General features: G+C 68.4%; 20 protein-coding genes. 10 read left to right on the top strand and 10 right to left on the bottom strand.

All coding sequences use genetic code 11. From position 1 onward, the window contains the following. The 7 genes from TY25_RS24805 to TY25_RS24775 all read right to left on the bottom strand — a co-directional run bounded on the left by TY25_RS24805 (position 1) and on the right by TY25_RS24775 (position 6,131). Entirely contained in the window at positions 1 to 1,398 is a 1,398-nt protein-coding gene (locus tag TY25_RS24805) for a serine hydrolase domain-containing protein (protein ID WP_081869088.1), read from the bottom strand. 28 nt (positions 1,399 to 1,426) lie between these two features. Continuing rightward, positions 1,427 to 2,431 (bottom strand): poly(ethylene terephthalate) hydrolase family protein, encoded by a 1,005-nt coding sequence (locus TY25_RS24800; protein ID WP_146153931.1) that lies wholly within the window; start codon positions 2,429 to 2,431, stop codon positions 1,427 to 1,429. Between the two features lie 175 nt (positions 2,432 to 2,606). After that, positions 2,607 to 3,122, bottom strand: coding sequence for a M15 family metallopeptidase (locus tag TY25_RS24795; RefSeq protein ID WP_081869087.1), 516 nt, complete (start codon positions 3,120 to 3,122; stop codon positions 2,607 to 2,609). A 52-nt stretch (positions 3,123 to 3,174) separates the two neighbouring features. Continuing rightward, positions 3,175 to 3,480, bottom strand: coding sequence for a putative type II toxin-antitoxin system PemK/MazF family toxin (locus TY25_RS24790; RefSeq protein WP_042259758.1), 306 nt, complete (start codon positions 3,478 to 3,480; stop codon positions 3,175 to 3,177). Further along, entirely contained in the window at positions 3,477 to 3,695 is a 219-nt protein-coding gene (locus TY25_RS24785; RefSeq protein ID WP_146153930.1) for a hypothetical protein, read from the bottom strand. Before TY25_RS24785 ends, TY25_RS24790 begins: the two co-directional genes overlap by 4 nt. A gap of 501 nt (positions 3,696 to 4,196) precedes the next feature. Continuing rightward, positions 4,197 to 4,664, bottom strand: a complete 468-nt coding sequence (locus TY25_RS24780) for a hypothetical protein (RefSeq protein ID WP_042259754.1) — start codon at positions 4,662 to 4,664, stop codon at positions 4,197 to 4,199. 162 nt (positions 4,665 to 4,826) lie between these two features. Then, positions 4,827 to 6,131 carry a glycosyltransferase gene (locus TY25_RS24775; protein WP_052383171.1) on the bottom strand — a complete coding sequence of 435 codons (1,305 nt, stop codon included), beginning with the start codon at positions 6,129 to 6,131 and terminating at the stop codon, positions 4,827 to 4,829. Between the two features lie 295 nt (positions 6,132 to 6,426). Between TY25_RS24775 and TY25_RS24770 the strand changes: the two genes are divergently transcribed. Further along, on the top strand, positions 6,427 to 7,593 hold the full coding sequence (locus TY25_RS24770) for an alkane 1-monooxygenase (RefSeq protein WP_042259752.1): 1,167 nt from the start codon (positions 6,427 to 6,429) through the stop codon (positions 7,591 to 7,593). Between the two features lie 4 nt (positions 7,594 to 7,597). Here TY25_RS24770 and TY25_RS24765 read toward each other — a convergent pair whose 3' ends face one another. Next, entirely contained in the window at positions 7,598 to 9,274 is a 1,677-nt protein-coding gene (locus tag TY25_RS24765; RefSeq protein ID WP_042259751.1) for a fumarate hydratase, read from the bottom strand. Between the two features lie 298 nt (positions 9,275 to 9,572). Between TY25_RS24765 and TY25_RS24760 the strand changes: the two genes are divergently transcribed. Next, positions 9,573 to 10,043, top strand: coding sequence for a MarR family winged helix-turn-helix transcriptional regulator (locus TY25_RS24760; protein WP_036562273.1), 471 nt, complete (start codon positions 9,573 to 9,575; stop codon positions 10,041 to 10,043). 4 nt (positions 10,044 to 10,047) lie between these two features. On the opposite strand, the gene mftD is transcribed toward TY25_RS24760, so the two are convergent. Together mftD and mftE are read right to left on the bottom strand one after the other, a co-directional pair. Beyond that, positions 10,048 to 11,277 (bottom strand): pre-mycofactocin synthase MftD, encoded by a 1,230-nt coding sequence (mftD, locus tag TY25_RS24755; RefSeq protein WP_042259750.1) that lies wholly within the window; start codon positions 11,275 to 11,277, stop codon positions 10,048 to 10,050. Between the two features lie 12 nt (positions 11,278 to 11,289). After that, entirely contained in the window at positions 11,290 to 12,057 is a 768-nt protein-coding gene (mftE, locus tag TY25_RS24750; RefSeq protein ID WP_081869085.1) for a mycofactocin biosynthesis peptidyl-dipeptidase MftE, read from the bottom strand. Between the two features lie 40 nt (positions 12,058 to 12,097). Here mftE and mftR point away from each other — a divergent pair, with 40 nt between their 5' ends. The 8 genes from mftR (at position 12,098) to TY25_RS24710 (ending at position 18,807) form a co-directional block, all read left to right on the top strand. Then, positions 12,098 to 12,691: a mycofactocin system transcriptional regulator MftR gene (mftR, locus tag TY25_RS24745; RefSeq protein ID WP_042259748.1), complete on the top strand. Its 594-nt coding sequence runs from the start codon at positions 12,098 to 12,100 to the stop codon at positions 12,689 to 12,691. Between the two features lie 127 nt (positions 12,692 to 12,818). Further along, a complete protein-coding gene (locus TY25_RS24740) occupies positions 12,819 to 13,724 on the top strand; it encodes an STAS domain-containing protein (RefSeq protein WP_042259746.1) in 906 nt (301 codons plus the stop codon). A 14-nt stretch (positions 13,725 to 13,738) separates the two neighbouring features. Then, positions 13,739 to 14,128: an STAS domain-containing protein gene (locus TY25_RS24735; RefSeq protein ID WP_029892961.1), complete on the top strand. Its 390-nt coding sequence runs from the start codon at positions 13,739 to 13,741 to the stop codon at positions 14,126 to 14,128. Continuing rightward, positions 14,118 to 14,531 (top strand): ATP-binding protein, encoded by a 414-nt coding sequence (locus tag TY25_RS24730; RefSeq protein ID WP_029892962.1) that lies wholly within the window; start codon positions 14,118 to 14,120, stop codon positions 14,529 to 14,531. Before TY25_RS24735 ends, TY25_RS24730 begins: the two co-directional genes overlap by 11 nt. Next, positions 14,524 to 15,159: a SpoIIE family protein phosphatase gene (locus tag TY25_RS24725; RefSeq protein WP_042259743.1), complete on the top strand. Its 636-nt coding sequence runs from the start codon at positions 14,524 to 14,526 to the stop codon at positions 15,157 to 15,159. Before TY25_RS24730 ends, TY25_RS24725 begins: the two co-directional genes overlap by 8 nt. 40 nt (positions 15,160 to 15,199) lie before the next feature. After that, the gene (locus tag TY25_RS24720; RefSeq protein WP_042259741.1) at positions 15,200 to 17,545 is read left to right on the top strand and encodes a SpoIIE family protein phosphatase; all 2,346 of its coding nucleotides are present in this window, start codon (positions 15,200 to 15,202) and stop codon (positions 17,543 to 17,545) included. Positions 17,546 to 17,654: 109 nt separating this feature from the next. Next, complete coding sequence (locus TY25_RS24715; protein ID WP_042259739.1) at positions 17,655 to 18,290, top strand: flavin reductase family protein; 636 nt, start codon at positions 17,655 to 17,657, stop codon at positions 18,288 to 18,290. A 178-nt stretch (positions 18,291 to 18,468) separates the two neighbouring features. After that, the gene (locus tag TY25_RS24710) at positions 18,469 to 18,807 is read left to right on the top strand and encodes an STAS domain-containing protein (RefSeq protein ID WP_029892966.1); all 339 of its coding nucleotides are present in this window, start codon (positions 18,469 to 18,471) and stop codon (positions 18,805 to 18,807) included. Positions 18,808 to 19,541 lie beyond the last annotated feature (734 nt).

Raw genomic sequence — 19,541 nt, 5'->3', positions numbered from 1 at the left:
TCAGCGCGGCCCGTGCCCGAGGCCGAGCAGCGCGGCGACGAGCTGGCCGGTGGAATCGAGCACGGCCGCGAAGATGTCCTGCGGCAGGATCTTTCCGTTGCACCAGGCGACGTTGCAGTTCGACGGCGCGTACGGTCCGACGCCGAGCAGGATCTGCGCCAGGTGTTCGGGATCGACCCAGAAAGCCAGGTCGTCGAGATCGCTGATGATCGGGCCGAAATGGTCGCCGTAGCGGTAGGGATCGTCGAACGGCTCGGCGGGTTGATCGGCGACGGACGCGACCACCCGGCGCAGGAACTCCTTGTTATCTGGATTGGATTCGGCGGCAAGGGAAGTCTGCACATTGCCGGTGTCGATACCGCCCGGGATGCCGAGCCGGACGATCACCATGTCGCGGCTGGGAATCATCACCGCGAACTGGCCGAGCGCCCCGACGAAGGCGTACAGGTCACGGGGCGCGCCCGGGAACATCGGGTGCTCGAACACCTTGGCGGTGGGCACCGTCGCGGTCTTGTACGAATCACCGGCGTTGAGCCAGAACAGGAAACCGTAGCCGCCGTTGGCCTCGGTCGGCTGCCGGGCCTGCCGGATGTAGTCCGGATCGATGAGTTGCGTTGCGCCCCAGCGCCCCTCGTGCAACATCAGCAGCGCCAGGCGGGCCAGGTCGTCGGCGCGCATCGCGAGACCGCCGTTGACGGCGGTGTTCCCGCTGCGATCGCGCAGCCACACCCACTGATCGCGGTCGATGCCCAACGGCTGCATGACTTCTCGCTGCACGAAGTCCTGGAAGTCCAGGCCCGTCGTGATCTCCACGATCTTCGGCAACAGCACGAGCACCGCCTGCGCGTACTGGAAGGTGGTGCCGGGCGCGAACTCGAACGGGGTCTGCAAGGTCTGCGACACCTCGTCGGTGGCGATGCCCGCGATGTCCGCGGCCCAGGTGAACCGCAGCCCCGTCGTCTGATTCAGCACCTGACGCACGGTGAGCGCGGCATGGGCGGCATCGGCGTGCGGGAAGAACTTGCCGAGCGGATCGTCCAAGCCGAAGTAGCCGAGCGTGATCGCCCGGCCGACAGCGACCGAGGCGACGCCTTTCGACGAACTGGCCAGCGGCATCGGCAGATTCCCGGTGCCGGTGCGGTCGCCGATCAGGCAGCCGTGCCGATACACCTGCATCGCGAACGCCCCCTTGGCGGACCCGAAATCCAGCGCGGCGTCCAGTGCGGCCGGATCGACGCCCGCGGCCGCCGGATCAGCCCGTTGCGCCGTCTGTCCCGCGGCGGGTTCGGCGCACGACAGCTCGGCGGCCGGCGCGGCCGCCGCCCGCGGGCACACCAGTGCGGCCGCGACCAGCGCAATGCACACGAGTCCGCTCGGCCATCCCCGACGGAGTTTCATCCTCGTCCCACTCCTGTTTCTTTCCGGATCACTGCACCGCGTTCGCGAGCGCGTTGCGTTCGACGCTGAAATAGGTCTTGTCCGCGGGCAGTCGCCAGTCGGGACCGACGAAATACTGCCGGGCGAGCTCGTCGCCGAAGGCCAGATAGCGCAGCCAGGCCACCGCGGTACCGGCGGACAGATAGTTGTCCAGTCCGTCGACCGGTGAAAAATGGCTCACGCCACGGGCATTGGCGATCCAGGCCGGGGCGTTGAAGGTCAGGTTGTACTGCCACCAGCGCACCCAGGCGAAATCGGGCACCACGAAATCGTTGTAGCCGGTGAGGAACAGCGTCGGCACCGACACCAGCGCACCCACCGCGAGCGGGCCCGGTTGCACGGCGAGCACGCCGCGCACGCGCATGGCCGGATCGATCGCGGCGGCGATACTCGGGAACACGGTGCCCGCCTGCAAGGCCGCCTGGCCGCCGCCCGAGTGGCCCGCGAAGATCGTCCGGCTCAGGTCGACCTTTTGATACAGCGGCGAATTCGGGTCGCGGTCGGCCACCACGGCGCTCGCCACCCCGAGCGCGGGCACGTATATCAGCGAGTTGAAGAACTCGTACGGGATCACCACGACGAATCCGTGGCTCGCCCACTGTTTGGCCAGCGCGTCGTACATGCCGGGGTTCGCGTCGAAGCCGGAGGTGAAGACCAGCAGCGGAGCGTTCGGCAGGTCCGCGATATCGGCCGGATAATAGGTGTTCACGCCGATCGGCGATTCGAGTCCGTTCGGGAAGGCCTGAGTGCAGGTCATGTCGTCGCGGTTGCCCAGCATGTGCACGACGATGTGCTGGAACATGCCGTAGACCGATTCCTGACAGGGATTCGTGCGGACCGCCGTCGCGACCGGGTGCGGACCGGGCTTGTTGAATACGACCTGCGCGGTAGGTCCCGGGTCGGCCGTGGCTACCGGCGCCACCCACCCGAGCACCGTCAGCATGGCCGCCGCAATCACGACCCCCGAACGAATCCGGGTGGCAATCCTCCGCATCGAGGCTCCTCATCCCCTCCGGCCACGTCGCCGGAACATCTGGTAGTGAAACCCTTCGGTCTCGAATTCCAGAGCGTACTCGGACGTGGGCCACGCCACAATGAGGCAGATGCACAGACGACTGTGACCCAGCCCTGTCGGGCCGGGTCACTCGTGGACGGACGTCAGCGCGCGGTCAGTGCACGCTCGCGTCCGGTTTCGTCGGCGGGCACACGCCGCCGGGGGTGGTGGCCAGTTCGAAGTGCCACCATTCGTTGTCGAACATGCGGCACAGGCCCCACGTGTTTCCGTTCACCTCCAGCCAGTGCGCGCCCTCCTGCGGGCCGACGTCGATCGCGCGGCCGGAGACATGCGTCGACTCCTCGGGCGGCAACACCCAGCGTCGCGCCTCGTCGGGACTGCCGTATTTCGCCAAACCGTCGTTCCACAGCCACTGCTGTTCGTCACGCGAGCGATATCCGGAGGTGATCGACAGCGGTACGCCTTGCGCGTGCGCCTCGCCTTCGGCCAACGTGTACGCCAACGCCAAACGCGGTTCCAACCCCTCGGTCCCCGCCGCCGACCCCGACGCCTCCCGCTGATCGATCGCCACCCCCGGCCCCGCCACCGCCTGCGGCACCCCCACCAACGGCAACACCGCCACCGGCAATCCGACCAGCACCCGCCTGCGCACACCACTCCGCAACACCATGCCGGCGATGGTAGTGCCTCCGGGCCCGCCTGCCCGGAACCACCGAGTCGACTCAGAGATCCTGCGCGGCGCGCAACGCGGCCGAAACCCGATCCATGGTCTCCGCGTCCGCGACACCGACACACTCGTCGAGGCGTCGGCGCACAGTCGCTTCCGGGTGCAGCGCGGAGGCCCATCCGTGCGAACCCACTTCCACGGCCAGCAGCCCACCCGGATCGGAATCGAGCACATGCAAGGTCAACACGACCTTCAGCTGCGGATTCTCATTGATCGGCGCGGCGCTGATGATCAACCTGCGAGTCGACGCACCAGGGCGGTTGATGATCGGTTCGTAGTTCCAGACTTCGCCCCGGTTCACGCGAGACCGGCTTCGCGTGCGGCCGCCTCGGCCTCTTCCGCGGCAGCCTCCGCGTAACCCGGATGCCCGGCATCCCATTCGACATAGGAGGCTACGGATTCGCGCACCGCTTGCTCCCGGAAATGGCGCTCGACCCAGGCCGAGACATTCCCGCCCGCCGCCGCCGCCTGCCGGGTGATGTAGTCGGCGGTGGCCTGTTCGAGACTCAATGTCATCCGGGCCTTCATACCCGGAATCATACAGTCGATCCCACTCCTCGGCGGTGGAATCGGATCGCCCCCGCCAGCTCGAGCAGCGAATCCGGCAATCGCGGGCGAGCGACCGGCACCGGGCCGGAACCTGGGGTCATAGTCATTGGACATGGCACCGTTATACCCGAATCCTGTTGCGCGGCAATCTTTTAATCCACAAGGAACACGGGTTGTCCACAATCCGCTCCAGTGTTGTGGATCACACCTCGAAGGCGGCTGAGCCCTGTCCGATTCGCGAAATACGCGGTGTTCGAGCGGGATTGACGAACGTACCGTTCCGGCGATCTGGGCGGGCGGGGGCGATCCGGCCGCGGGTGGCGTCCCCGGAGGGATGCGGCGGGACCGGCGCTCACAGGCGGAGGGGGTTGTGCACAACCCGGCGGGGTGTGCACAGTTCTCTCCCCATCGATGTGAACAGCCACTACAACGGACAATTCGACTACGGCACCGGACAATTGGGCCGAATCACTCGGGCAGCGGAGTGACCAGCGAGAGGTGCTCGCGATCGACGGCGGGCGCCCGCGCGGGCGTGGCACGCCGGATGACCTCGGCGGCCGCCCGATTGCGGCCGATCCGTTCGATGATCTCGCCGCCATGGTCGCGCGCGTAGGCGATGGCAATCTTGATCTTGCCCGCGTGCAGACTCGATCGGGCACTGAGCACTTCGATGCGCCGCTCGACCGGACCGTCCAGTTCCTGTAGGCGCGCAACGACTTCCCAGACATCGGGCCCCGCGACCAGCGCCGCGCGCCGATCGCTCATGGGTCCCCGGAAGATGATGCCGGGATGATCGAGCTGGTCGACGCCCTCCCGGATGAGGCGATCGAGTAGCGCGGCGGAAGTTGTCCCTTCGCGGGCCGCGCGTGCGGCCAGCCTGCGGCTGGCGGATTGCGAGAGACGCAGTGTCCTCGTGACCGTCCTGAACGTACTCATTGCCCTCCTCGACCTCAGTGGCAGTTGCGCTCGAGCACCTGGAATCAACGACGTACATCGCTAAGGGTGCCTCGCGAATCGGCCGCCCGGCCCCCGGCGATCGGGGTGACACTGCGATGTCCGCGAAAAGCCGCTAGCCAGGTCGAACGCCCAGATAAGCCGTCAGCGGGCGTCGCCGGGCCACGCGATGAGCGGGTCCGCGGCTACCCACAGCGGACAGGCGAAGACCGTGGCCGGCGTCGTGTCCCGCGCGGTTTCCCGCCACGATCCGGCACCCTGCTCGATCGCTTGGCGATAGATCGAGACGAGTTCGGCCGTGTAATTCGACTGCCGCACCCCATCGGCACAACCGACCAGGACCTTCCGCATCTCGGCCAGCCGTTCCGGCGTGTTCGCGAGCCTGCCGAGCGCTTCGGCGAGCGCCAGGATCGACGGCCCGAGGGCGCGCACTCCCCCGCCGTCCGGCACGGCCTCGTCCAAGTCCGGGTCGCAGTAGAGAAGAGGAAGGCCGACGGCGACGGCCTCCTGCACCACCATGTGCTGGGAGTCCGCGCCGAACGACGAGGACAGCAGCACGTCGTGGGTGCGCATGGCCGCCAGGCATTCGGCCCGGCCGACCTCGCCGTGCAACCGGACCCGGTCACGCAGGCCGTGCCGTTCGACGAACGACCAGGCCCGATCCAGCAGCGGTCCGGCGCCGTACATGTCCAGCGTGCACCCGCCTGGTGCGGCGTCCAGCGCCAGGCGCACGGCCTCCAGCGCGGCGAGCGGCCGCTTCTCCAGCGCGAACCGGCCGCACCAGAGAACGCGCAGGGGTTGTTGCGCGGCAGCGGATTCCGCGTTCGGATCGGGCAGCGTGAAGTGCGGGTCCGGTGCGGCGTCCAGCAGTTCGTCATCGATGCCGTTGGGCACCACGTGAATCGGGCGACGCACGCCCGCCGCGACCAGCGTGCGCGCCAGCCGTCGCGACGGCGTCACCACCCGGTCGGCGGCCTGCGCCCGGCCCGACAGCGGCTGCGCGGCGCGGTGGCCGCCACGCAGGTGCCGCCGGATCGATGCGGTCACCAAGCGCAGCACGGAATACCGTTCGACCAGTGCCTCGTCGTGCCGCCGCAGCGTTTGCACCAGCGGAATGCCGTGCCTGCGCGCGGCCTGCAGCCCGGCGATCCCGGCACCGGACGCCGTGAGCACATGCACCACGTCGACCGGACCACGCTCGGCGAAGGCCGCGTCGATCAATCCGGCGTTCGCACCGTTCGGCACCACCAGCACCGATCCGTCCGAGCGCCAACCGGAAACGCCTTCCAACACAACGAGATCCGGGTCCGCGGCGGCGGCATCGACGGCCGGTGCGAAGACCGTGACCCGATGTCCCAGCCGCCGCAACGACTTCCACTGCGCGACCAGCGCGGAGTGCGACCCACCGACCGTGCCGAGCGATACGTCGGCGAAGATCGCGACGTGCAACCGAGTTCCTCCCTTCCGCTCCGACCATAACCCGTTCCCCGGGACGGGGCACGGGCCGCGGAAAGGCAAGCCCGAGGATGCCCACTGTTTGCTAATTAGCAAAGGAAACGCTTCCCAGCCGTGGGTGGGTGGTGGTCGCGGCGCGCACCGATTAGGAATACACTCACTTCGCTCTCGTAACGACTTACATATTCGCGGCGACTCTTCTGTCAAAGGCACCAGGGTTATCCGTGAATAGCGGCGAGGCGCAGCAGGTTCCGGCCGCGCGGTTCGCCGGAGTGTTACCGGAAGAGGAATGAAGATCAATCGTCGACCCCCACGAGGTCAGGATTCGAAGCGCCCGCTGTGGGTTCTCGGCCTGATCGCGCCGTCGTGCGCGCTGCTCCCCTCTCAGCTCGTGCTGCACACCGGGGCGACCGTTTTCTGGTGGATCGGCCCGATCATCGTGCTGATCGTGATCCCGGTGCTGGACTGGGTGGTCGGCGAGGACGGCGACAACCCGCGCGACGAAGACTACGAATTGCTCTCCAACGACCGGTATTACCGGTGGTGCACCTACCTCTTCCTGCCGATTCAGCTCACCGGGCTCGGCATTGCCTGCTACCTGTGGACCGGTCCCGAACTAGGCGTCGCCGACAAACTCGGCCTGGCCGCCACGCTCGGCTTCGTCAGCGGTATCGGCATCAACGCCGCGCACGAATTGGGCCATCGGGTGGAGCATCTGGAGCGCTGGCTGGCGAAGATCGCACTCGCGCAATCGGGTTACGGGCACTTCTTCGTCGAGCACAATCGCGGCCACCACGTCCGGGTGGCCACGCCGGAGGACCCGGCCAGCGCCCGATTCGGTGAGACCCTCTGGGAGTTCCTGCCGCGCAGCGTATCCGGCGGTTTCCGCTCGGCGGTCCGGCTGGAGCGCGAGCGCCTCGCGCGCAAGGACAAGGGCTGGTGGCACGTGGACAACCACATCCTGCAGGCCTGGTCGATGACCGCGGTGCTGTTCGGCGGGCTGATCGCGGCGTTCGGCCTCGCGGTGCTGCCGTGGCTGGCCCTGCAGGCGGTGATCGGCATCGCGCTGCTGGAGACGGTGAACTACGTCGAGCACTACGGCCTGCTGCGCGAACGACGCCCGAACGGCAACTACGCGCGCTGCTCCCCGCGCGACAGCTGGAACAGCGACCGGCTCGTCACGAATATTTTCCTGTTCCATCTGCAGCGGCACAGCGACCACCACGCCAACCCGGGCCGGCGGTACCAGACCCTGCGCAGCTCGGCGCAGGCGCCACAGCTACCGGCCGGCTACGCGACCATGATCGTGCTCGCCGCCGTGCCACCGCTGTGGCGGGCCGTGATGGACCATCGCGTGCTCGCCCACTACGAGGGCGACCTCGCCCGGGTCAACGTGCAGCCGCGCCGGCTCGGCCGGTTGCGCGCCGCCCTGACCTATCGGCGCGCGACCAGCTGACCAGCTAAACGCGTTCGGCGCTGCGGGTGCGCACCCGCAGCGCGATCGGCTTCTGGGTCTCGGCGAAGAAGTCGTTGCCCTTGTCGTCGACGACGATGAACGCCGGGAAGTCTTCGACCTCGATCTTCCAGACCGCTTCCATGCCCAGTTCCGGGTACTCCAGCACCTCGACCGATTTGATGCAGTCGAGCGCGAGGCGCGCGGCGGGGCCGCCGATCGAGCCGAGGTAGAAACCGCCGTGCTCCTTGCACGCCTTGGTGACCTGCGCGGAGCGATTTCCCTTGGCCAGCATGACGAATGAGCCGCCCGCGGCCTGGAACTGATCGACGTAGGAGTCCATCCGGCCCGCGGTGGTCGGCCCGAACGACCCGGAGGCATAGCCCTCGGGGGTCTTCGCGGGACCGGCGTAGTAGACGGCCATCTCGCGCAGGTACTCCGGCATCGGCTCGCCGGCGTCGAGCCGCTCCTTGATCTTGGCGTGCGCGATGTCGCGGGCGACCACGAGCGGCCCGGTGAGCGAAAGCCGGGTCTTCACCGGGTATTTCGACAGCTCGGCCCGGATCTCGGACATCGGGCGGTTCAGGTCGACCCGCACCACGTCGCCGCCGAGGATCGAATCGGTCTGCTCCGGCAGGTAGTGCGCGGGTTCGCGTTCGAGCTGTTCGAGGAACACGCCCTCCGCGGTGATCTTGGCCAGCGCCTGCCGGTCCGCCGAGCAGGACACCGCGATGGCCACCGGGCAGCTGGCGCCGTGCCGGGGCAGCCGGACCACGCGCACATCGTGGCAGAAGTACTTGCCGCCGAATTGCGCACCGATGCCGAAGGATTGGGTCAGCTTGAAGACCTCCTCCTCCAGCTCCAGATCGCGGAAGCCGTGTGCGGCCAGCGAACCCTCGGTGGGCAGGTTGTCCAGGTAGTGCGCGGAGGCGTATTTCGCCGTCTTCAACGCGAATTCGGCGCTGGTACCGCCGATCACGACCGCGAGGTGATAGGGCGGGCAGGCCGCGGTGCCGAGCGAACGGATCTTCTCGTCCAGGAACTCCAGCATCCGGGTGGGGTTCAGCACGGCCTTCGTTTCCTGGTACAGGAACGACTTGTTCGCCGAGCCGCCGCCCTTGGCCATGAACAGGAACTTGTACGCCGGATGCGCGGGATCGCCCGGCGCGGAATACAACTCGATCTGCGCGGGCAGGTTGTTACCGGTGTTCTTCTCGTCCCACATGGTCATCGGGGCGAGCTGGGAGTAGCGCAGGTTCAGCTTGGTGTAGGCGTCGAACACGCCGCGGCTGATCCATTCGGCGTCGTCCACGCCGGTGAGCACGCCCTCGGACTTCTTGCCCATCACGATCGCGGTGCCGGTGTCCTGGCACATCGGCAGGATGCCGCCCGCGGAGATGTTCACGTTCTTGAGCAGGTCGAGCGCGACGAAGCGGTCGTTGCCGCTGGCTTCCGGGTCGTCGATGATCTTGCGCAGCTGGCCGAGGTGGGCGGGGCGCAGATAGTGGCTGATGTCGTGCATCGCCTCGGCGGTGAGCAGGCGCAGCGCCTCGGGTTCCACCTGCAGGAAGGTCCGGCCGCCGGCTTCGAAGGTGCGCACGCCCTCGGTGGTGAGCAGCCGGTACGACGTGTCGTCGGGGCCGATCGGCAGCAGGTCTGAGTAGCGGAAGTCCGGCGCGGTCACGAGACGCACTCCTTCGAGGTGGGCCGGGCCGAGTAGCCACGGCTGGTCACGAGCAGAGCGAGCCTATCCATCCGGCCGCATCCCACCCCGGCTTAGGCAAGCCTTATCACCGCGAACAACCAGGCTGCTCGCGTTCGTTCAGTTGGCACAAAAGGTTGCACGTTCAACCCCGGTAGTGCTACCTGTCGTCTCACACAAAACGCTCGGACGTCCGACCGTCCGGTCGCCACGCAAACCGTCACGCGAACGTACAACGGCGCGCGACAATGTATGACACGCCAGAGTTTGGAGCGCTATCGTGACCGATCCCCATTGGCTCGATGACGTCGAAATGCGCGCATGGGTGGGCTTCGTGCGCACCCGCGACCTCATCGCCGCGGCGGTCGGGCGGGACTCGACGCGAGAGTCCAACCTCACCTACGTCGAGTACTCGGTGCTGGCCTTCCTCAGCGGCACCCCGGATCACCGGTGCACCTTCGCCGACCTGGCGCTGAAACTGGAATGGTCACAGAGCAGGCTCTCGCATCAGATCACCCGAATGGAGAAGCGCGGGTTGGTCGTTCGCGAACCCATCCCCGACGACGCGCGCCGCACCGCGGCGCGGCTCACCCAGCGCGGCGCCGAGGTGCTGACCGGCGCCGCGCCCGCGCACGTGAGCAGCGTGCGCAGGCACATGATCGACGTGCTGGACCGCCAGCAGCTGGCCGCGCTCGCCGATATCTACGACACCCTGCTCGCGCACCATCGCAGCTCGGCGAGCGAGAACTGACCGCTCAGCCCACGGCGACCGGACTGGCCGCACTCGAATTCGTTGTGGCCGTACCGGACTCGACCGGCACCCCGAGCGCCCGCTCGAATCCGTCCGGCACCACCAGATCGTCGCGCCCCAGTTCGGTGACGCTCGTCTTGCGCAGGCCGAGCAGCGCCGAATCGATGCCGCCGCGCAAGATGTCCAAGACGTTCTCCACGCCCGCTTGACCATTGGCGGCCAGGCCCCACAGATAGCCGCGGCCGATCAGCACCGCGCGCGCCCCGAGCGCCACCGCCTTGACCACGTCGCTGCCGCGCCGGATGCCGCCGTCGAGCACCACCTCGATCTGATCGCCGACCGCGGCGGCGACCGCCGGCAGCGCCCGGATCGAGGCCGGCGTGCCGTCGAGGTTGTTGCCGCCGTGATTGGACACCGAGATCGCGTCGACGCCGGCGTCGACCGCGCGCAGCGCGTCGTCGACCCGGATCACGCCCTTGAGCATCACCGGACCGTCCCACTGCTCGCAGATCCAGCGCACGTCCGCCCAGTCCGGCGGCGGGGTGCCCATCCATTCGCCGTAGGCGCCGAAGAAGCCGGGGGCCGCCGCGTCGCCGATCGCCATGTTCGGCGCGGTGAGATCGGGGATGTGCCCGGACTTCAGATAAGTCGCCAACCAGCGCGGCCGGGCGAGGGTCTGCGGCGCGAACTTCAGCATGGTGCGCAGATCGAGCTTTTCCGGAATCACCGGGCTCCCCCAGTCCCGGCCGTGCGAGAACGACCAGTCCAGGGTCAGGATCAGGCCCACCGCACCGGCCGCCTTCGCGCGCGCCATCCGCTGCACGATCTCGTCTTTGCCGCCGCACCAATACAACTGGAAGAAGGTCGCGGGGTTGGCCGCGATCACCTCTTCGATCGGCTTGCTGGCGAACGAGCTGAGCCCCATCGCGATACCGCGGGCCGCTGCCGCACGGGCGACCGCCACCTCACCGTCGGGGTGCACCGCCTGCACGCCGGTCGGCGAGATCATGACCGGCATCGAAAGCTGCTGTCCCAGTACGGTGGTCGACTGGTCGCGGGTGCCGATCGGCCCCGCGACGTGCGGCGCGAACCCGAGTTCGGTGAACGCGAGCTGGTTGTCCTCGATGGTCTGGCCGCGTTCGGATCCGGCGATCAGCGCGCCGTATACCGATTTCGGCAGCCGCTTCTTCGCACGCCGCTGCGCCTCGGCAACGGTTTCGAACCACGGGTTCATGGTCAGGTCCTTTCAGGCGGAATCCGGCCACCACAGCCGGGTTCGGTCGAGCAGGTCGGATGTCAGCTGGTCGAGTAGCGCGGCCCCCTCGGCGGCGTTTGCACCGGCGGGATCGCCGAGCACACCGTTGGGGCTGATCGCCCGCACACCCGAGTCACGCAGCAGGGGAAGCAGTTCCGGCAGCGGCCTGCGGTCACCCGCGGCGGCGCGGTCGAGCGACACCCGATCCGGCGTCAGCGCGAGTTGTACGGCGGTTTCGGAGCGGCCCGCGTGCAGATCGCCTTGATAGCGCGGCAGATACACGCGCACGTCGCGAGATTCCGCGCGCAGCAGGGTCTCGGCTCGCCGCAGCGGTTCGAGATTGCCGCCGTGCCAGTTCACCAGCAGGATGCGATCGAAAGTGTCGGTGGCCGAGCGGCACAGCTCGACGATCAGCAGTTCCAGCGCGGCTTGGCCGATCGACAGCGTACCGGGGAAGTCCGCGTGCTCGCCGCTCGCGCCGTACGGAACGGGCGGCGCGACAAGCACATCCGGTCGCCGGGTGGCCAGGCGCAGGCACAGCGCCGCGGCGATATCGGTGTCGGTGGACAGCGGCAGGTGCGGACCGTGCTGTTCGGTCGCCCCGACTGCGACCGCGAGAATGGCTCCGGCAGCAGCGCGTTCACCAGCTTCCGGCCAGGTCAGATCTGCCGCGGGCCGGGTGTCCGGCGCATCGAGGCGGCCGCGCTCGACACCGGGCGCGGTCGCGCCGCCGGTGTGTCCTGCGACACTCTGGAACATGCCGCGAGATTATCGTCAGTCACTGACATAATCAATAGCCGTGACCGCCCGGAACTCCCGAGGCCGCCCCCGCGGCACCACCAAACGCGAGCTGGAACTGATCGCCATGCGGTTGTTCAGCGCACAGGGCTTCGACGAAACCACCGTCGAACAGATCGCGGCCGCCGCCGGTATCAGCGGCCGCACCTTCTTCCGTTACTTCCCCACCAAGGCCGAGGTGCTCTGGTACCAGTTCGATGACGAAGTCGCCGCTCTGCGCTCGGCGTTCGCCACCGTGCCCGACGATGTTCCGATGATGACCGCGGTGCGCCGAGTTGTCGTGGACGCCAATCGCTATCGGGCCGAGGACGTCCCGGAGCTGCGCACCCGCATGCAGCTGGTCGCCACGATTCCGGCGCTGGCCGCGACCGCGGGCGCGCACTACGACGCCTGGGAGCGCGCCGTCAGCGCGTTCGCCGCGCGCCGGCTCGGCCGGCCCGAGGACGCGCTGATCCCGATGGCGGTCGGCCGCACCACACTGGCGGCGGCCCGGGCGGCCTTCGACGCCTGGCTCGCGCGCGCCGACGCGGACCTCACCGTCTATCTGGACGAGGCGCTACTCGGTCTGGAGCAGGGTTTCGCCGCCCCACCGTGAATCACAGGAGAACAACCGGCAGGTTTCGTCAGCGACTGCCATGGGGTATGACTAGGCTCGGTGTCGGTCCGACGACCGATACGCACGACGATCCCGACTTCAACCGTCGAAAGGGGCAGGAGTTTCCATGTCCGAGGTGTCCATGAGCCTTTCGGCGGATTCGCTGCGCGCAGGACCGGTCGACAATCTGCTGCCGCAGCTGGTCGAACACCTGCGCCAGAACCGCACCGCACTGCGTGAGGAATGGGCACGGCGCATCACCGACGCCCAACTGCTCACCGCGATGACCCCGGAGGAGATCTTCTCCGAGGCGACCTCCGTCTACGACAACTACGTCGAGGTGCTCGAGACCGGTAGCGTCGAGGCGCTGCAGGCCTACGCGCGCGATCTGTCCGAGCGCATCATTCCGAGAGGCGTCGAAACCGACGAGGTGCTCGGCATCGTGCTGCTGCTGCGTGACGTGCTGGCCCGCTCACTGTTCGAGAAGTACCAGGCGGACTTCCAACTGCTCAACGCGGTGCTCGACGCCTACGAACCGGCCGCCAACCGCATCGCCAACACCGTGGGCGTGTCCTTCGTGCAGGAGCGCGAGCGCGTCATCCGGCAGCAGCAGGAGGCGATCCGCGAGTTGTCCACCCCTGTGCTGCAGGTGCGTGAACAGCTGCTCATTCTCCCGATCATCGGTGTGCTCGACAGCCAGCGCGCCCGCCAGCTCACCGAGCAGCTACTGCGCGCCATCCGGGCCAATCGCGCCAAGGTCGTCGTCATCGACATCACCGGTGTCCCGCAGATCGACTCCACCGTGGCCAACCACCTGGTGCAGACCGTGGACGCGTCCGGCCTGATGGGCGCGAACGTGATCATCACCGGTCTGTCCTCGGAGATCGCGCTCACTCTGGTGACCATCGGTTTGGACCTGTCCAAGATGAACGCGGTCGGCGACCTCCAGGGCGGTATCGAGGAAGCGGAACGTCTGCTGGGCTACGAGGTTTCCCGGGTCGCCGAGCGGGTCACCGAACGCGACGGCCGCTAGATCAGGGCGGGCAGATGCCGGTACCGATTCTCAAACAGGGCACCTATCTCATCGCTTCGGTCCAGTCCGCGCTGACCGACGCCGATACCGAACGGCTGCAGGACGACCTGATGAAACAGGTCAGCAAATACCGTGCACACGGCATCATCGTCGACGTCACCGCGATCGACATCATGGATTCCTTCGCGGCGAGATCGTTGCGTACCATCGCGCACATGACGCAGCTGCGCGGCGCCGAAACGGTGATCGTCGGGCTGCAACCGGAAGTCGCGTTCGCCATGGTGCAACTCGGGCTCACGTTCGAAGACATGCACACCGCCCTCGATCTGGAAGAGGGCCTGGCCTGGTTGAACCGCAAGACCACCACCCGACGCCAGCGAGACGGTCGTGACAGTGGCCGCTGAGAACCTGGTGATCGCGGTCAGAGTGTCGGGCGACATCGTGATCGCACGTCAGGCCGGACACGAACTGGCCGCCAAGCTCGGATTCTCTCTGACAGACCGCACCATGATCTCAACGGCGATCTCCGAAATCGCCCGCAACATCACCAGTTACGCCGGCAGCGGCGAGATCCGCCTGACGGTGGACGAACGAGAAGGCAGGCAGGCGCTGGTGGTGCAGGCCGAAGACCAGGGCCCCGGCATCATCGACATTCCCCGCGCACTCGAAGACGGCTATTCCACCGGTCGCGGACTGGGCCTCGGTCTCCCCGGCGCCCGCAGACTGATGGACCGGCTCACCATCGACTCCGCACCCGGCCGCGGCACGTTGGTCGAGATGTGGAAGTGGGTACCCAACGGTGCATGACGATGGGTTCATCGGCCGAATCGAGTGGGCGGTGGCCGGTCGCGCGCTGCCGGGCCAGCGGGTCTCCGGGGACCGCAGCGTCGTGCTGGACACCGGCGGCGGCGCAGTCCTTTTCGCGGTGCTCGACGGCCTGGGGCACGGCGCACCGGCCGCCGACGCTGCCGATCGGGCCACCCAGGTGCTCGCCGAGAACCGCGCCGAACCGCTGGACGTGCTGATGGTGCTCTGTCATCGGGCCATGGCCGACACCCGCGGCGCGGCGGTCTCGCTCGCACTGTTCGATCCCAGCGACACAGTGCGCTGGCTCGGCGTCGGGAATGTCGAGTCGCGGGTGCTCACCGTGAGCCCCGGCGGGCTCACCGTGCGCGCCACGGTATTGCTGACCGCGGGCATCGTCGGCTACCGGTTACCGCAGAACCTGCAACCGCAGACCATCCAGGTTCGGCCTGGCGATCTGCTGCTGATGTCCACCGACGGCATCGTCAGCGAGTCCGCCGAGGGCATCGACCTGTCCAAATCCACCGCGGAGATCACCGCAGACATCCTGGCCAGACACGCCAAGGACACCGACGACGCGCTGGTACTCGCCGCGCGGCACCGCGGCGCAGCCCACGGACCGACGACATGAGCCATACCGCTACTTCGACTGTGCGCAGCGAGGCGTCGACATGACCGCCCTGCTGGCCGAATTCCTCGACGCCTACGCGAAAGCGCTACGGCGACATCTCGATTCGACCGCGCAGGACAGTCTCGCCGAGGGCTACGAACTCGGCAGGCGGGCGCTGGTCGAGGGCGTCAGCCTGCTCGACCTCACCGAACATCATTTCCGGGTGGTGCAGGCCGCCGAGAAAGCCGCGGCGACAAAGGAGAACCGGCTCGAGGAGGCCGGGCTCGAGTTCCTGCTGCAAACCCTTGCGGCACTGGACATCGCGACCCGCGGCTACCTGGACGGCGTCGGCCGCTACGAGCAACAGCGTTCGCGCGCAGACGATCTCGCCGGGCGCGACGCCTTCCGCACCGCACTGGTCGAGTCGCTGCAGGACGGCTTCTTCGTGGCCGACGCGCAGGGCACCATCGTCGAGGTCAACTCCGCGTTCGGCGCGCTGACCGGGTACGGCGCCGCCGATGTGCCCTATCCGCTGCCGCATCCGTGGTCGATCTCGGAGGGCCCGCGCTATCCCGATCTGGGCACGGCGGCACAGCGTTTCGTCATTCCGGTGCGGCATCGCGACGGTCGCTCGGTCTGGCTCGCGGTGAGCACCAGCACGCTGGTCAAACCGGAGAACAACGAACGGATCTTCGTCGGCACCATCCGCGACGTCACCGCCGAGCACGACGCGCAGGCACGCGACCAGGCGGCCTCCCGGCTCGCCACGGCCGTCGGCGCGGCGACCAGCGTGGTCGAGGTGCTCGCGGTCGGCCTGGACGAATTGCGGCGCACGGTCGGCGCGCAGACCGCGGTGGTCGCGGTGTGGCCGAACCGGCAGGGCGCGCCCGAGGTGTACGTCTCCGGCGGCGAAGGCGCACCGGACGGACCCGAACGGACCGAACTCGACGCGCGCGCACAAGCTTTGCTGGATCGAGCCAGACGGCGGCCGGGCCGCAGCCTGTTCGCCATCCCCGAAGGCACCGAGAGTTCCGAGGGGATCGTCGCCCCGCTCGGCGAAACCGGGGACGCCGCGATCTGGTTGCGCTTCGCTGCGCCGCGCGCGATCAGCGCCGCCGATTGGACGCTGTTCTCCCTGCTCATCGGCCACCTCAGCCTCGCCGTGCAGCGGGCGCGCAACTTCGACCAGGCCCGCTCGACCTCGTTGACGTTGCAACGGGCCATGCTGGGGCCGATCGAACTGCCGCCCCGGTTCTCGGTGCACTACGAACCCGCGCTGCCCCCGCTGGAGATCGGCGGCGACTGGTACGACGTGGTTCCACTGCGCGACGGCACCATCGGCGTCGTGGTCGGCGACTGCGTCGGCCGCGGGTTGTCCGCCGCCGTCGTGATGGGCCAATTGCGTTCGGCCGCACGGGCTTTGCTGTTGCGCGGGGCCGGCCCCGCGCAGTTGCTCGCCGAACTCGACACGGTGGCCGGGCGGATCCCCGGCGCGATGTGCACCACCGTGTGCGCCGCCGTGCTCGACCCGGTGCGCGGACTGGTCCGCTACAGCAGCGCCGGGCACATGCCGCCGATCCTCGCCGACGTCGACACCGTCGGCCGCCTGCTGGAAGGTGGCCGCTCGGTGCCGCTGGCCACCTTCGATCCGCCACGGCGACCGGAGGCGACCACCGCGTTGACCCCGGGTTCGACCCTGGTGCTGTTCACCGACGGGCTGGTCGAACAGCGCGGCATCGACATCGACGACAGCTTCGCCAAGATCGCCGACGTGCTCGCGGGCACCGCGGCCAAACTGCCGCGCGAGGTGGCCGACGCGGTGCTGTCCCGGCTGCGGCCCGCCGCGGGCTACGACGACGACGTCGCCATGGTCGTGTATCGGCAACCGCCCGCGCCGCTGCGGCTGGAGGTGCCCGCGCACCCGGATGAGCTTGCGGCACTGCGCCGTACGCTCAAAGCGTGGCTGGCGGCCGCCGCGGTCCCGCACGATCTGGCCTCGGATCTCGTCGCCGCCGCGAACGAGGCGTGCAGCAACAGCATCGAGCACGCCTACCGCAACGGCGCGCCGCCCAGCGGCCGGCCCGCCGGCACGGACCTGTCCATGGGCCGCGCCGCCCTGGTACCGCCCCGCGACCCCGCCGCCGAGGCCGACCGCGTCGTCCTCACCGCCACCTGCAACGTCGAGACCGTCGTGATCACCGTGACCGACACCGGCAGCTGGAAACCGCGCGCCGCCGACCCCGGCTACCGCGGTCGCGGCATCGACATGATGCGCGCCCTCACCGAAGAACTCGACATCGACCACACCGGCCCCGGCACCCACGTCCGCATGTCGGTCACCCTGCCCGCCATCACCTTTCCCGTAGCCAACCCGCTGCGCGGCACCCACCCCCGCATCACCAACTGAAAACTCGACCTACGTCGGTCGCCGCAGCGTGCCCCGAACCCGAAGGCTGCGGGGGTGCGGTGTCCGTTTGCCGCCAGCACCGGGGGCCACGGCGCGGGAGGGTGACGGGATGCATCGAGTCGTTGATCTGAAGGTGTTGTATTTCGGGACGCCGGTGGTCTTGGTCGGCACCCGAAACCCCGATGGGACAGGCAATCTCGCGCCGATGTCGTCGGCGTGGTGGCTCGGCGACCACTGCATGCTCGGGATGAGCACGTCGTCGCGCACCACCCAGAACATGGTGCGCGAGCACGAGTGCGTGCTGAACCTGCCGTCCGCGACGCTGGTGCGGGCGGTGGATCGGCTGGCACTGCTGACCGGTGCGCCCGAGCTGACCGCGCATCGGATCGAGAAGGGGTATCGCTACGAACCGGACAAGTTCGGCGCGGCGGGGCTCACCGAGGTCGCCGCGGACCGGGTGCGCGCGCCACGGGTGGCCGAGTGCCCGATCCAGCTCGAATGTGAGCTGGTCTCGGCTGTGCCGTTCGGGGTCGATACCGGCGCGATCGCCCACACCGTGCGGGTGGTCCGTGCCCACGTGGCCGAGGAACTGATCATCCCCGGCACCGCGTACGTCGATCCGGTGGGCTGGGATCCGCTCATCATGAAGTTCTGTGAGTTCTTCGGCGGCGGGGCCGGCCTGTATCCGTCCCGGCTGGCCGCGGGGTGGCGGATGCCGCATCCGGCGCTCGGTCAGCACGGGTGATCCGCGGCAGCGCCAGCCCAGATGGGCGAATCCGATAGCGCCACAACGGCAACTTCGGTATGCGTCCTACGGTAGGGTTGACAGCTATGGACACGCCGAGGTTGCGAATTCGCCGCTACTTGTGTGTTGTGATCGCGTGAGTAATACATCCGGAGACGCGTACCCCGTGGCGGACACGATGACCACCACCGTCGCCTCGCAGGACGGTGCGACGGTGCTGACCGTGGCCGGTGAGGTCGATCTGGCGACCGCACCGGCGCTGGAAAGCTCGATCGAGGCCATTCTCGACGGCAAACCCGCGGCTTTGATCATCGACCTGACGGCCGTCAGCTTCCTGGCCTCGGCCGGGATGGCCGTCCTGGTGGCTACCCACCAGCGGGCCGGCTCGGCCACCGCGATCGCGGTCGTCGCCGACGGCCCCGCCACCAGCAGACAACTCCGCATGACCAACCTCGACCAGGTGTTCGCCGTCCACTCCACCCTCCAGGCAGCACTCACCGGCTTGCAAAACCGCTGATCACCCCACCCCGACGCCTGCAGCGCGTGTAGTCAGACACGCGCCCTGATCCGCCGTTCACGCACGGGTTCTGTGTTCACGCACGGGTTCTGTGTTCACGCACGGGTTCTGTGTTCACGCACGGGTTCTGTGTTCACGCACGGGTTCTGTGTTCACGCACCCGCTGTGGCGTGGCACAGCGGGTGCGTGAACACGGAAGGGGTGCGTGAACGGCGGCGGGGGGCTATCTGTCGCTTGGTTCGGACCGGGCGGTCTCTCAGTGGTGTCCGGGGTGCTAGGTACGGCCGTGGCGGCACGGGGCTGGGGACGGCGGCCGCGACAGGGGGCGCGGCGGGCTCGAGGCGACGGACATCCCCGTTCCACAACTCGGCGTCGGGCCGGGGGGCCGTCGGGTCGCGAAAACCCCTGTTCGGCCAACCCTTTCATGAATACCTCGCCGCCTGCGCGCGCGGGGCAGGCGGGGGCCGCGGGAGCCAAGTGGTCGCGACTGGGGAGTGCGACGCTGGCGAGGGCGGCAGCCACGCGACTGGGGGCGCGGCGGACACGATGCGGCGGCCGTCCCCTCACTTCACGAGCAGGCCGAGTGGGGCGGCGGGTAGCGAAAACCCATTCTTCGGCACCCCTTTCATGACTACTCACCGCCTGCGCCGCGCAAGGTAGACCGTGCCCGCGGGAACCAACTGGTCGTAACTGGGGAGTGCGAAGCTGGCCGACAGGGCGGCGGACGCACAACT

Source organism: Nocardia brasiliensis NBRC 14402 (assembly GCF_000308475.2).
Lineage (GTDB): Bacteria > Actinomycetota > Actinomycetes > Mycobacteriales > Mycobacteriaceae > Nocardia > Nocardia brasiliensis.
The sequence above is the reverse complement of the archived record's forward strand: the minus strand, read 5'-3'. Positions and strand labels throughout refer to the sequence as shown.